At 34.1% G+C, this 15,295-nt stretch carries 7 protein-coding genes; 4 read left to right on the top strand and 3 right to left on the bottom strand.

All coding sequences use genetic code 11. The features are described from left to right. The first annotated feature begins 41 nt into the window (after positions 1-41). The 4 genes from BOW57_RS06915 (at position 42) to BOW57_RS06930 (ending at position 5,904) form a co-directional block, all read left to right on the top strand. Positions 42-1,049 (top strand): FAD:protein FMN transferase, encoded by a 1,008-nt coding sequence (locus BOW57_RS06915; RefSeq protein ID WP_129053516.1) that lies wholly within the window; start codon positions 42-44, stop codon positions 1,047-1,049. 318 nt (positions 1,050-1,367) lie between these two features. Then, entirely contained in the window at positions 1,368-3,746 is a 2,379-nt protein-coding gene (locus BOW57_RS06920) for a TonB-dependent receptor plug domain-containing protein (RefSeq protein WP_129053517.1), read from the top strand. 30 nt (positions 3,747-3,776) lie between these two features. After that, positions 3,777-5,111, top strand: coding sequence for a hypothetical protein (locus BOW57_RS06925; RefSeq protein ID WP_129053518.1), 1,335 nt, complete (start codon positions 3,777-3,779; stop codon positions 5,109-5,111). Positions 5,112-5,283: 172 nt separating this feature from the next. Next, positions 5,284-5,904 carry a hypothetical protein gene (locus BOW57_RS06930; protein WP_129053519.1) on the top strand — a complete coding sequence of 207 codons (621 nt, stop codon included), beginning with the start codon at positions 5,284-5,286 and terminating at the stop codon, positions 5,902-5,904. A gap of 93 nt (positions 5,905-5,997) precedes the next feature. On the opposite strand, the gene BOW57_RS06935 is transcribed toward BOW57_RS06930, so the two are convergent. The 3 genes from BOW57_RS06935 to BOW57_RS06945 form a co-directional block, all read right to left on the bottom strand. After that, entirely contained in the window at positions 5,998-8,415 is a 2,418-nt protein-coding gene (locus BOW57_RS06935) for a sugar-binding domain-containing protein (protein ID WP_129053520.1), read from the bottom strand. Between the two features lie 192 nt (positions 8,416-8,607). Further along, entirely contained in the window at positions 8,608-12,087 is a 3,480-nt protein-coding gene (locus BOW57_RS06940) for a malectin domain-containing carbohydrate-binding protein (protein WP_129053521.1), read from the bottom strand. 332 nt (positions 12,088-12,419) lie between these two features. After that, a complete protein-coding gene (locus tag BOW57_RS06945; RefSeq protein WP_129053522.1) occupies positions 12,420-15,149 on the bottom strand; it encodes a glycoside hydrolase family 20 zincin-like fold domain-containing protein in 2,730 nt (909 codons plus the stop codon). Between the last annotated feature and the right edge of the window lie 146 nt (positions 15,150-15,295).

The raw sequence follows: 15,295 nt of genomic DNA on the forward strand, positions 1-15,295 counted from the left end.
AGCAACTTTTAATATAAAATTTTTATCAAAAAAGATTTTTCATGCTTAGAAAAAACGGGAACATATATTTAATTCTTTTTGTCCTAATATGTGGTTTATCAGCACATTCGCAGGTTTTGAGAAAAAGAACTACACTGCTTATGGGCGGTCGTTTTGATATTAGTATTGTTGCCAAAGATTCTCTAACTGCCGAAGAAAATATAACCGAAGTAATTGCCGAAATTACCCGAATTGAGAATTTAATCTCAGATTGGAAATCAACCTCACAAGTTTCTGAAGTCAATCAAAATGCAGGAATTAAACCAATTATAGTAAATCGAGAAGTTTTTGAACTAACGCAAAGAGCAATCAAATTTTCTGAAATAACAAATGGCGGCTTTGACGTAAGTTTTGCTGCGATGGATCGAATTTGGAAATTTGACGGATCAATGACCGAAATGCCTTCGGCGGAAGCCATAAAAAAATCTGTAGAAAAAGTTGGTTACAAAAACATTATTCTAGACAGTGTGCAATCGACTATTTTTCTAAAATTAAAGGGAATGAAAATTGGTTTTGGCGCTTTAGGCGAAGGCTACGCTACCGATAAATGCCGCACAATGATGCTTGAAAAAGGCATTAAAGCCGGTATTATTAATGGTTCTGGAGATATGAGTACTTGGGGAAAACAACCTAATGGTCAAGACTGGAAAATAGGTATTACAAATCCTTTTAAACCCGAAAAACTCTTGGCAGTTGTGCCTTTAAATCAAGGTGCTGTAACTACTTCCGGCAGTTATGAAAAGTTTGTTGTTTTTAATGGTAAACGATATTCTCACATTATAAATCCTGCAACTGGTTATCCTGTAACTGGATTATGCAGTGTTACCATCTTTGGCCCAAATGCAGAAACTGCAAACGGATTAAGCACTTCATTAATGGTATTAGGTCAGAAGGACGGTCTGCTCTTGTTACAAAAATTTCCAGAATACAGCTGCCTTATGATTACGGACAACGGAAAAGTGATCAAATCGAAGAACTTCAACATTAAACATTTCAAGGCAAAACTTTAAGGATAGTCTCTAATTTTAAAAGATTAAAACATTCGATTATTGATACTTTTTAACTTTCTTTCTCGTTTTATCTGTTCTATTTTGCCAAATACAAAACAAGTAAAAAACTAATAACAAGACACTTACATTTTACCTTAAGGCCTTTGTTTTCTTGTTTTTCCAACATTAGAAACTCTAATTCTATTCTAATGATTTTCTAATGTAAATCTAATGATTTTCTAATTCGTTTATTTAGATTAAATTTAAATAAACTCATAAGTTTGCTGCACAATTTATTTACTACACGCAGTTATGAGGTTTATTTATTTTATCTTTTTCATGGTAACAATTACCGGATGGTCACAAACCGGAACGATTACAGGAAAAGTGACATTTGGCAAACATGAAACAGCTTTTGGAGCAACAGTATTAGTTTCAGGAACACAAAAATTCGCTATTGTTGACAATGACGGTAAATTTCAAATCAAAGGTCTTCCTTTTAAAAAATACACTTTAGAAGTTTCTTCACTAGAAGCAAATACAAAAATGATCGAAGTTCATTTGAATCATTCTTCACATCAAGTTGCAATTACATTAGAGAAAAAAAATGATACTAAACATTTAAATGAAGTAGTAATTACTAAAAAGACAGCTAAAAAAGAAATTATAGATAAAGGTTTTTCTGTAAACGTAATCGAAACGCAAGAAGCAGCAAAAAGAAACATTCAAACTAATGATTTATTAGCACAATCGGTTGGTGTTCGTGTTCGACAAAACGGAGGTTTAGGTTCAAGTGTAAATTATAACCTAAACGGAATGACGGGTAATTCAATCCGAATATTTATTGATGGTATTCCAATTTCAACTTACGGTTCCTCATTTAGTTTAAACAGTATCCCGCCAGCATTAATTGAACGTATTGAAGTTTACAAAGGTGTTGTTCCAGCATATTTGGCAGATGACGCTTTAGGCGGTGCAATTAATGTAATACTAAAAAAAGGAGCTAAAAACACCCTAAACGCATCTATATCTTATGGTTCATTTAATACGATTCAATCTAATTTTAACACTACTTATCGAGATAAAAATGGTTTTACTTTAAAAGGTTCCGGCTTTTATAATTACTCTGATAATGACTATGAAATTTGGGGAAAGTTTGCCTATAACATTTTATCAAACGGACAAAAAACACCTATTAAAGCAAAACGTTTTGAAGATGCTTACCGTTCTTATGGAGGTCGAATTGAAGCGGGTTTTACAAACGTTAATTGGGCAGATACGTTCTTGATAGGTTTTAATACTTCTGATGATTATAATGAAATTCAGCACGGACAGGCAATGTCAAGACCTTATAAAGGTCGATTTACCGAGTCTGATGCCAAAGTAATAAGCATTAATTACAGTAAGAAAGATTTTCTTGTAAAAGGACTTGAGTTTACAGTTAATTCTGTTTTCAGCCAAAGAAACGAAGTACTGAGCGATACGGTCAAATGGAATTACAACTGGTTTAATGAAAAAACATTGGGGCTTCGCGGTGAACCTATTTTATCACCTTACGGAGCGCAACAAGGCGCACCTACTATCTTGCATATCAACAGTAAAATTTTTAGCACCAGAGGAGGTTTAAATTATTCGCTGAATGAGAATCATAAGTTTGTATTCAGCAGTATGCTTTACTCTTTTGAGCGAGACGATTATGACGAAATGAAATCTGAACTGGAAAGGAATTTTCAGCAAAAACGAGACCTTGAAAAAAGCGTTTTATCATTAGCTTACGAACTAGAAGCGTTTAATTCTCGATTAAGAACCAGCTTATTTGGAAAAAGATACAATCAAAAAACAGAACAAAGAACACCAGTAATAGTTAATTCTGGAGAGCAAACCACTATTCAAGAAAAATTAGAAAAGAACAATACCACTTTTTACGGTTACGGATTAGCTTCATCTTATTTTATTTTTCCGAAAATGATGTTTAATTTATCTGCAGAAAGAGCAATAAGACTTCCTTCAGAAGGTGAAATCTTTGGTAATCCTAGTGAAAATCAAACACCAAATAGTGGATTAAGACCAGAACAAAGTGATAACTTAAATATAGGCTTACGATTTGGGCCGTATAAAATTAACAATCATAAATTTAGTTTTAACGGTTCTGGGTTTTGGAGAAATTCTAAAGATAAAATTATACTTGCATTTAGTAATCGTGTAAATGAAGCCTTGCAGACATCTCCATTTGTAAATTTAGGAACAGCGCAATCTTTGGGTTATGAATTTTCGGCTGAATACTCTAATAATAACAGATTGTTTGTATCGATGAATATGTCGAAATTTAATTCACTGTATAAAACGAAATACGATGAGAAAGGACTGTTGTTAGAATACTACAATCAGCAATTACCAAATGAGCCGTATTTTACTGTAAATGGTAATATTCAATATAATTTTAAAGACATCCTGCAAAAAAATTCAGAATTAAATCTCTATTACAATGCAGGTTATGTAGGTGCATTTTATACAACATGGCAAGAAAGTGAAAACGATCAAACACCAAATCAATTTCCGCAGGATTTAGGGATAACTTATACATTTCCAAACAAGAAATTTATAGCAAGTTTTGATATCAAAAACCTTACAAATGTTCAGGTCTACGACAACTTTGCTGTTCAAAAACCTGGAAGAGGTTTCTACTTAAAATTAAATTACACTCTCAATAAATTTTAGTAAATAATTAATTTTTTAATACACATAGATATGAAAAAAAGTACATTTAAACTACTTGCATGTGGATTGGTTTTAACCACATTTGCCCTTACTACAAGCTGCAGCAGTGATGATAATAAAGAGGGACCATCTGTATTGCCTCCAGTTACTGAAAACCGATGGATAACGGTTGCAGGAGCTTTAATGCAAACGATTCCTGGAGACGGAAACGGTGGTACAAGAATTTTTTCTGTTAGCAAAGAAGATGCAAAGAACCCAAACATTTCTATTAATGCTTTTGATAATGGTGAGCCTGTACAATCAACAAGAACAGCTCGTTTACAATCGTCTGTAGATGGAAGCACACTTTTTAATATTACCTATAGTGGTGCTAATGGTGGTGAATTCATGACTTACAAAGTTAATGGAGGAAAAAGCTTTACACAATCAGGAACAACAGTAAATATCTCTCAATATGCAGGAATAACTCCTAGATGGGTAAAACTTTTTGACGGTGATAAAACTGGTGTAGCAGTAAACGTAACTACTCCTACAGTTATTACACAAACAGATGGAAAAACATATAAATATACAAGAGGTTCTGCAACCGTTTTAAGCCTTGATTTACAAAAGTTCTTAATTTCTGATTACAGACAATATGAAATTGCATTAACTGCAGCTGAAGAAGCTTTAGGTCACCATATTTTCCGTTTAGATGCACCAACATTAAACAAAGCAGGAAACAAATTAATCATTGGAACTTGGATGCGTAAAACGAATCCTTCTACAGGATTGGTCGAAAGTGATTATGAGCGTTTAGGATCTAAATCTGTTGTTGTTGATTATCCTTCATTACAAAACCCTAAAGTAATTACTTCGACAGTTGGTTTTGGAGATACAAGCGGATACAGAAGTTTCAACAGTTTTGTAGCAAATGATGGAAACATCTACCAAGCAACTCAAAGAGATACTAAAAAAGGTTCTTATATCTTAAAAATCAACCAAAGCAATGAATACGACAACTCTTATGTTTTCAGTTTAGACACTGCCCTTGGAGTTAAAGGTTCTTATATTGATGCATGGAGATACGTAGGAAACGGAATTGCTTATGCTGTTTATACTTATGAAGGTACAAACCAAGGTTATGTAGCGAGAATCGACCTTAATACAAAAACTGCTAAACTAGTTGAAGGTATTGCTTATGATACAGCTTTAGATTTTGGTCAATACCAAGGTTTTGTAGTTGACGGAAATGAAATATACATTGCAGTTACACCAGTTGGTAAAGATGGAAATATTTACATTATTAATGCTGCAACAGGTGCTGTTACAAAAGGTGCAAAATTGGTTAACAAAGCAGGAAACCACTACATTGGTGTTTTCTAAGAACGATAACTTGAGTTATAGCGATAATTCTTGATTTTTTTTTAAATGGTAAATATTCCGCTCCTATTTTGGGGCGGAATATTTTTTTATACAAGAATTTGATTCAAATATATTTGTTTAAAGAACATAACATTAATTCATTACTTTTACTTTAAGACGTTAAAATCTAGACATGAAAAAACCAATTCTTTACATACTGCTTATTTTTGCTTTTTGCAGCTGTCAAAACAAAAAAGAGAAAACCAGCATAGCCTCTGGGCAAATTAAAGATATCAACGAAATTGTAGAAGCAATTATAATTCAAGATAGTTTAGATGTTTTTTCTAAAAGTGAAGATTCAACTGCTTTTTGCAGTGAACTTAGAAAGCTTAAAATACATATTCCACAGAAAAAAAACAGCGAAGATTTTATACTACTTCCTCCTCTCTCTGGCGGTATATATATTACTCAATTGGCACCTAGTAAAATAAAAGGGCAAACTTTTTTCTCCTCTAAAGATTCTTTGTATCTGTTAGAACAAAATTCAAATCCAGATAAACTAAAAATTGGAAAATCTATCGTTGAAAAATTAAACACAACTACAATTGAAAAAACCAAAATTAGACGTAAAAATAGGCAACGATCAAGATTTTATGAAATGACGATACCTATTTTCTCCGCTGACAAACAAAATGCATATGTCGAATTAGATTACGAATGTGGTGGTTTATGCGGAAGTGGGCAAGCCATATATTTGAAAAAAATAAACGGTAAATGGAAAATAATTGTACAATGGCAAAGTTGGATAAGTTAGTTCAAAAAAATATAAGTTATGTAAGTTCAATTAAGCCAAAACTTAAAACAACCTACATAACTTATATGGTTCACTAACTTTGCGAGAGAGCGTTTACTGTACCTTTACTTCAATAACAGAAACTGGTAAACTGCCTGTAGCAGCCTTCAACTGAATATTTTCTTTCTTACCATTCGACTGAATTATAGCAATACATTTTCCGCTGAATAACTTGCAGGAATTAGCTTTAAAAGAATCTAAATTGGCCTGATAACCATTATCGACTCCAACCAATTTTCCACCGCCAGTCACTTCAAAATTAATTAAATCTGTTGCGTTTGGTAATAAATTTCCAGCTGCATCAACTGTAGAAACGGTTACATAAACCAAATCGTAAGTGTCATTTTTGATTATTGTTTTGTCTGCTTTTAAATCAATTTTAGAAGCATCTCCCGCTGTGTGAATTTCTTTTTCTAAAACTACTTTTCCGTTCTTTCTTGAAATTGCCTTTAAAGTTCCTGGTTCGAACTTCACTTTCCATGAAATATGCAAATCATCATTTTGTTTTGATTGCTTTCCAAGAGATTTTCCGTTTAAGAATAATTCCACTTCATCAGCATTATTGTAATACGCCCAAACTTCAACTTCCTGATCTTTTTTCCAATTCCAATGCGGAAAAATGTGCAAAACAGGTTTTGTCGACCATTCACTTTGGTACATATAATACACATCTTTTGGAAGTCCAGCCAAATCAACAATTCCGAAATACGAACTTCTTGCAGGAAACGGATATGGATCAGGTTCTCCGATATAATCAAATCCAGTCCAAATAAAAGTTCCCGCCATGAAATCTTGTTTCTTGATCGTTTTCCAATTTTCTTCGTGCGTCGCTCCCCAATACGATTTTACCTGATCGTAAGCCGAAACCGTCCAATCAGCATTTCCGTCAAACGGCGCACCGTGTTTTGTCGGCCATGCTTTAATTCCATCTGGAAAATCATAATGTCCGCGTGTTTCTAAAGCCGAAACACTTTCAGATGCCAATATTTTTTGTCCTTTAAAACGTGTTGGAAAATCTTTGTAATCTTCGTGTTTATAATTGAATCCTAAAAGATCTAAAGCTCCAGATTGGTAAATAAAATTCTTCTCAATTACATTTTCAGTCAAAGCAGAAGTTACTGGACGAGTTGTATCTAATGATTTTACGATTTTAGACAATTCTCTCGTAATTGCAATTCCAGTTGAATCAAATTGCTCTCTAATTTCGTTACCAATACTCCACATCATAACCGATGGATAATTACGATCCCTTTTGATAAAATCTTCCAAATCTTGTTTGTGCCAAGCATCCCAATCTTTGTGATAATCATTGGTTACTTTTTTCTTTTTCCAAACATCAAAAGCTTCGTCTTGAACAATGAATCCCATTTCGTCGCACAATTGCATCATTTCCAAAGAATGCGGGTTATGAGACATTCTAATAGCATTGGCTCCCATTTCTTTCATTAAAGTCAGTTTTCTTCTAACCGCATGAATATTTTCTACCGCACCCAAAGCGCCATTATCATGATGCAGACAAACTCCGTAAATTTTAGTTGGAACACCATTTAATGAAAATCCTTTCTCTGAATCAAAATTAAAATAACGGAAACCTAACGGCGTTTCGTAATTGTCGACAAGTTTAGATTTCTCATAAACTTTAGTAATAACTTTATACAAATACGGATTCTCTGTACTCCACAATTTTGGCTGCTTTAAAACCAAATTATGAACCTTTTTTTCAGATGTTTTAGCGCCAATTTTTTCTGTTGAAGTAAAATTAGCAACTTCTTTATTCTCTGCATTTACAATTGAAGTAACCAATTTAAATTCTTTTGCAGAAGCATTATCATTGTCAATAGTAACTTCTAGATGTATTTTTGATTTTTCTGCTGAAACTTCTGGAGTTGTTACATAAGTTCCCCACTTCCCTACATGCAGTTTTTCGCTGGCAACCAATCTCACATTTCTATAAATTCCAGAACCTGTATACCATCTAGAATTTGGCTGCGCATCATTATCAACTTTTACAGCAATTACATTCTCTTTTCCAAAGTTCAAATATTGGGTCAAATCATAACCAAAAGAAATATATCCGTTCGGACGTATTCCTAAAGACTTTCCATTTATGAAAACTTCGCTGTTTTTAAAAACACCGTCAAATTCAACTGAAACTGTTTTGTTTTTCCAATTCGCAGAAACAGTAAAAACTTTACGATACCAGCCTTTTCCAGCTGGTAAAAATCCCTGTGCTTGCTTTGTTTTACTGTTTTTATCGAAAGTCCCTTCAATACTCCAATCATGCGGTAATTGAAGTGTTCTCCAATCAGAAGAATTAAAATTAGCATTTGTCGCTTCTGGATGATCGCCTAATTTGAAGTTCCAGTTTTTATTAAAATCTTCTACAATTCTTGCTTGTTTTTGTGCAAAAATGGATACTGAAAACAATAACGCAATTGTAATTTTTTGAAATATGCTTTTATGTTTAATCATAAATATGTTTTTTTATTCTAATCTAATTTTTACATCTTTTTGTCATTTCGATCGAAGGGAGAAATGACAAATCAGACTTCGTATCAACTTTGCGCGGGCTTCGACTTCGCTCAGCCTGACAAAAATACTTTCGCAGTACGGAGAAAAACCTTTGTCCCTTTGCTTCTCTGTAACTTTGAACCTCAAAAAAACTTATTGAAACTCAAAATTATCCAACATTAATCCCTTCAAATCATCTCCCTCCAACGTTATTTTATAGGTTCCTGCATTAATATAACCTCCAGAAGTTGTATTCAAAATCTTCCATTTTTCTGGTGAAGGAAAAAACTCAATCGTATCATTTCGCATCAAAATTCCGTACGCATCTTCCATTTTGAATTTGACTTTTAATGGTGTCTCATTTTTATTCATAAAACGAAAACGCATTAAATAAATTCCTGCAACGCCTGGTTTAACTTCAAACTCAATACTGTTGTTTGTCTTTTTTGTGAACTCGATATAATCAGCTTTTTTGAAATTTCCTTTTTCGATTCCGTCTCCCGTTGTTTTTGTTTTCTCAGCTTCAATAATTACAACTGGTCTTGAATCGTCTTTCTCACCCATATCATAAGTTGGAACAACAGCAATTGAAGATATTGTTTCAGCATTATCAAAAATAACTTTCTCACCTTTTTTTACTTTTTTAGTAAAAACATCAAATAAAACCCCGTTGCTGTTTTTCGCTTTTTCTTCTATTTTCTTATAATCAGAAAGCCAATTTAATGTTTTAGTGATTTTACTGTCAATTAGAACATAAACCGTCGATTCTTCTTTTGCTGTAAATGAACCTAAAACTTTTGAATTGCTTGAAAACTGTAAATAATCTGCTCCAAAAACTTCCGAAGGCAATTCAGTAAAAATCACTTCTGAGTTTGTGAATTGCTTCGAATTAATATCTAACCAAGAAGCAATTTTAAAATCTTTAGAATCTAAACTTACATTCTGAATACTTCTAGGTGATTCATCTGCTGGTTTTACATTTTTATTTTTTGTCGCAATCGCAATCGCAGAAATAATTGCCTGCGAAGCTTTTGCAGTAGGAAACGAAATCACGATTTTCCCGTTTATACTTTTTGCAACAAAAGTTTTCTTTAATGCATTGTCATGCCCTGCTTCAGCCCAAATATCAAAATCTTTTAAAACAACATTGTTGTTAATAGAAACATCAAACAATCGCCATCCTTTGCAGTCTAAACCTCCGCCAGTACCATACCAAGGTTCTGTAAAATAAAGTTCTACCAAATATTCTCCGTCTGGTGCAGGAAATTCATAACTCAGTTTATCAACACCATATCTAAAACTTTGAAATAATGCTGAATCCTTTGTTCCGTTTATTGGATCAAAAGTTGTTCTTTGACTTGCAAAAAAATCAGGAAGTTTTTCAAAATTATCTGTCCAAGATAATGATCCCCAAGTATTTTGTCCATTTTTGTGCGTATCAGAAAGCCAAGTATTTCCTGATGAATCTGTTAATTCAGAACCGCCGCAATTTACTCTGTAAATATAATTATAACCGCTTTTCGCTTTTGTAATATCGGCTTTATCAGTTGTTAAAACATCAAAATTCGGTGCTTTGGACAAGTTATTTAAAACAATATAATCTTTCGCAACTGCTTTTCCGTTTACATACCCCACCGCATACAAAACATTGTATTGAACATTGACATTATTAAACTGAAAATGCTGTCCGATTCCAGGATTTTTTAGTTTCCCTAAAGAAGATTTATTAACATCGTTAAACAATTCTACTTCTTCACAATTCGAATAAATATCGATTCCGTTTTTGATACCAGGTTTTTCCCAACGGCTTGGCCAAGTATGCGAAACGATATAAACCATCGGATTGGTTTTATTCGAAACGTAATTAGCTCGATACATATAGAAAGCATCCAAAGGTTCTCCCCAAATTGTAAAAAGTCCTTTGTAATTTACCGGACCAACTTTGTCAATATCTCTAAATCCTTCTCCGTTTTGAACACGTCCCGGATTTTCATGTGAAGCAAAAAGCCAGTTGAATTGTCCTGCAATTTTATCTTTTACCGATTCGGCTTCACGGACTTTGATTTCCATTAGCTGAGAGAATCTGTTTTCGCTCAAAGTACCTTTTTGATCAAATTCACCTTCCGTATGTAAATCGGCTGAACGCCATGCGCCGTATTCTCCGTTTAATAACTGAGTAGTCATTTCCAAATGATACTTTAACGGATCTCCGCCATAAGTTCCTGACCAGTTTTGTACGACATTCCAATCTGTTCCTTCTCCACCGTTACAAGTGGTTACAATGCGCTGTGAAGCTGATAACGGATCCATTTCCCGGATTATCTGTGTGCATTCTTCTGCAAATTCTTTCGGAATGGTACTTTCATTCTGCAATCCCCACATTACTACTGATGGGCTGTTTCTGCGTTCTTTAATCCATTCACGTAATAAGGTTTTGAAGTTCTCTTTGAACTCAGGCGTATCGTACCAAATATGTGCAGAAAACTGACTCCAAAACAAGATTCCGTTTTTGTCTAATTCCTCCTGATATTTTAAGTTATGAGGCTGATGTGCTTCTCTAAACGCATTAAATCCACCTGCTTTTATTTGTTCAATTCTAGAATGAATCATTTCATCTGAAAACGAATGACTGTTTCCTATTAAATGTTCGTATTCACAAGTTCCGTTGATGAATAAAGGTTCATCGTTGATAAAAAAGCGATTGTCTTTTCCGTCACGACTAACAGGCCAGCTCACCCAACGGATTCCATAAGGCGTTGTTAATTGGTCGATTATTTTTCCATTTTCATAAACTGAAGTCACCAATTTATACAAATACGGATTAGATGGCGACCATAATTTTGGATTCAAAATTTCAGGAAGTGTCTGTGTTATTTCTTTTGTTTCTCCTGAAACGTTTTTGGCATTACTTTTTGTAACAACAATTTTCTTTCCTGTAGCATCAAAAAGGACATTTTCAATCGTTACATTTCGATCTGAAGTGCCATAATTCTTAATTTCTGTAGTCGTATGAAGAATCGCTTTTTGTTTAGAAACCGATTTATCATTCCAAATATGAACTCCAAACGGCTGAATTCTAACGTCGTTTGTAACAACCAAAGTAACAGGCCTGAAAATTCCCATTGGCTGCGAACCCTCTGAAAATCCCCATTCGCCAGAACAGCCTCCACAAACCCAAGGAAGATCTGCAATAAAAGAAGGATGTGCTGCTTTTACTAAAATAGTATTTTCTTTGTCAAAAGAAATAGCTTTTGTTATGTCTAAAGTAAAAGTAGTTCGTCCGCCTTTATGTTCACCTACTTTTTTGCCGTTTACCCAAACGGTTGCGTACGAACTAACACCTTCAAAATATAGAAAAAGCTGTTTTGAAATGTCTTTTTTATCAAGCTTTAAAGTCTTTTTATACCAAGCTGTACCATGCAAATTCCCATGTTTTGTTCTTCGAAAACCATAGTACTGATCCCAGTTGTGAGGGACATTTACATTTAACCATTGATTTGATTTTGGATTTTCAACAAAAGATTTCTCGTCTTTCGGATTATCCAAAATAATGGTCTCCCAAGATGAGTTCAGCGAAACTTCCTTTCGAACTTTCGCCGAACCTTTTGTGCTTTGACTCCAAACAAAGCATATACTTGAAAAAAAACAAAAATAAAAAAACTAATCTATTCATATTTTTTTTATTGAACCATATAAGTGATATAAGGTTGTTAAAGTTGTTCTACGAATCTTACCTCGTTTTTTTGTCATTTCGACGGAGGAGAAATCCTCCCAAGAGCTCGACAAAGATTGGCAAAATTTATGGACGGAATTTCTAGTGAGATTTCTCCTCCGTCGAAATGACAAACTATGTAGAGTTTCTTGCGAAGATCCCTCGTTCCTCGAGATGACAATATTTTGTTTATATTTTACGAGCAAACCTGTCAGGTTTTAAAAAACCATCATGTTTAACTTTTTCACTATTCTTAATAAAACAACCAGTCAATCGCTGCTTTTTCTCCTGCATCAATATATCCAACATCACGTGGTGTTATAGTCTGGTCTGCGTCGATAAAGCCTAAAATCAATACTTTTCCTTTTCCTAAATCTAATTTATTCTCGCCTGGTTGAAATGTATATGTATGAATGTTTACACGAGGTAATTCTTTTAAATTCATCGCACTTGCCAGAATAACTTCGGCTTGACCATGAGCATTTCCTGCAGCATCAGTTTCTAAACTTGGCGGCAGCAAAAATCTCTTTTGATCTGAATTGAAATATCCAACCACTAACTTAACTGCTTTTGTGTTTCTAAACTTCAAATGCGTTCCTTTTTCATTTTGATCGTTTTCTATAAACGAATATCCTCTTAGATTTTGAAGTTCTGGAGCAACTTTGGTTAACTCAGAAATATCTGTTCCGTAAACTTTTGTTCCTTTTTTTACTAAATAAGTTCCTGGTTTTTCATCGATAAAACTTACTTCTGCCGTTTTCCACGGTTTTCCTTCTTTGGTTTCAATTTTACCATCTTTAGAAGCTTTTAACTTTTCTAGATTTCTTTTAAAATTGGCTAATTCACGCTCATAATGTGGTAATAATTCAGCCCAAGTTTTGTTGTTTCCGTCGTCTCCTCCAATTGGAATTCTACGTTGAGCAGTCTGCATACTGTTTGCATAATAGTACGTATCCTTTGTTAAGTTTACCAATAATTCGTAGTGCTCGATGCTTTTCTCTAAATGAGGCATCGCTTTGTCTAAATCGGTAATAACGTTTGAATAACTGTATCTTAAAACCAACAAGGCTGCTTTTACTTTTTCTGAGAAGAAATCAGCGAAAGCCTTATAAGCATGCATATCATTTTTAAGACGCGCAAATTCTTCTTTATCTTTGGTTACGCTTGCTTCGGCTTTATCAATGGCTTCAACGGCCAATCTTCCGTGTTCTGTAATTTCGGCAATAATCTGCGTTGGAAGTTCGCCAGAATGCGGTTCTTTATTCCATTCTTTTTTAGCATATTCTAAAAGCAATTCACCTGCAGGCCCGCAAGATTCATGGAATCCCGGATAAACACGCCATTTTGATGGATTTACCAATTGGCTTTCGAACATTCCTAATAACAACGTTTGACGGTTTCCCTCTGTGATTCCAAAACGTCTTAATGTTTTTGGAGCGATTTCTCCTGTTTCTTCGTAAGCTTTTAGAATATTATTTGCCGCTTCTTGAGTTGTTCCGAATTTTGCAGCTAAATCTTTATCCCAATATTTAACTTCTTCATTACGGTCCCTTTTACTGTCCCAAGCGTATCTTGCCCAAGCTTTATACCAAATCCAGTCACGATCCATTTCTAACAAACGTTCCCCTGATTTTGTTTTATCTGCCGAATATGGCCAATCCCAATACGATGCCTGCGGATATAAATGCAGTGCATTAGCTCCGTGCACGCTGTGCATTGCTTTTACCGTTTTCTGAATAAAATCTGGCGAACCATATCTGAAAGGTTCTAAGTTTGCCAAAATATGAACATTCTCAATATGAATTGATTTAAGAGCACTCAATTGTTTGTGTGTTTCTCCCCAAGGCCCGCCCGGCGTGTAAGTCGTTAAAGATTCTCCTGTATATTTACTTTCTGTGTATAGATTTTTATATAACGGAAGTGATTTTTCCATTACCAAAGGCCCATCTGTATCGTGAGAACGCAGAATAATTGGCGGTTCTTCCGTTTTCCCTAATGCTTGTAAACCGTCACGAACACCTGGAATAATCGTTTTTGTAAACCATTCTACGTCATCATCAACAGTATTGATGGCTTCTCCCAAACAAACCATTAATCCTACGTTTGGATATTTTTCGATAAAAGCTGCGATAGATTTTCTTGTATAATCTGATAATAAAGGCGTAATTGGACGTGAACGATCCTGTGTTTTAATGTTGTAATGCTCTGCAAAAGGTTTGGAAACAAGAATATTATAAAACATCTGAATTACCCAGATTCCACGCTTGTTTGCTTCAACGGTTAAGAATTTATATATCTCTTCATTCTTTTTGAAATCCTCATCGCTTACTTCAACTGCAAACGGATAATCCTTTAATTTTACTAAAGAAGCAAACGGATGTCCGTTCCATAAATATAGCGAGTTCATGCGGTTTTCTACCAGCATATCCAAATACTTTACCCATAAAGCTTTATCATAAAACCACGGAAAAGTTTCTGGTGTATATGGATATTCGTAAACATCACGTCCCGGAAGATAAACAGGTTTCTGCATTCCAATACAAGCTCCACGCAAAACCATTTCTGGACTGTCTTCAACATTAATTTCTGAAGGAAGCTGACTTGAAGCTTTAATTTTATCTGTTAATTCTAATGCTCCATACAATGCTCCGCTCGCATCTGTTCCTTCAATATAAATTACATTGTTTTGAGTACGAATTTGAAAACCTTCTTTTTTAGTCAGTTTGTTGTCGTCGATTTTAGCGCTTTTAGTATTTTGTTTCCAAAAATCAGTTCCTTTTTCACCAATGACAATTACTTTATCTTTTGATTTTTTGAATTTATCAGCAAAAGCTACTTTGAAACCTTTAGATGAAAGCGTTTCTGATAATTTCTCTGCTCCAAATTTTGCTCTCGGTGAACTCGCATCACTTACAATAGTGATATTTTGCGCTGTCGTGAAAGAGACGTAAAAACATAAAAAAAGTAATTGTAAATATTTCATAGTATGCTGTTTTTGGGTATTCATTTTAAAAATAATCTGCTTAAATCTGGATGATTTTATTCACGCAGATTAGGCAGATTTAAGAAGATTTTATTTCGATCTTTTTTTGCTACAGATTAAAAAAAAACTAATTAATCATTTTAATC

This window comes from Flavobacterium sp. YO64 (assembly GCF_004119505.1).
GTDB classification, from domain to species: Bacteria; Bacteroidota; Bacteroidia; order Flavobacteriales; family Flavobacteriaceae; genus Flavobacterium; species Flavobacterium oncorhynchi.

Bases quoted from the DNA above. Each gene is read 5' to 3' on its own strand.
- BOW57_RS06915 (WP_129053516.1), top strand. From the start codon at position 42: ATGCTTAGAAAAAACGGGAACATATATTTAATTCTTTTTGTCCTAATA.
- BOW57_RS06920 (WP_129053517.1), top strand. From the start codon at position 1,368: ATGGTAACAATTACCGGATGGTCACAAACCGGAACGATTACAGGAAAA.
- BOW57_RS06925 (WP_129053518.1), top strand. From the start codon at position 3,777: ATGAAAAAAAGTACATTTAAACTACTTGCATGTGGATTGGTTTTAACC.
- BOW57_RS06930 (WP_129053519.1), top strand. From the start codon at position 5,284: ATGAAAAAACCAATTCTTTACATACTGCTTATTTTTGCTTTTTGCAGC.
- BOW57_RS06935 (WP_129053520.1), bottom strand. From the start codon at position 8,415: ATGATTAAACATAAAAGCATATTTCAAAAAATTACAATTGCGTTATTG.
- BOW57_RS06945 (WP_129053522.1), bottom strand. From the start codon at position 15,149: ATGAAATATTTACAATTACTTTTTTTATGTTTTTACGTCTCTTTCACG.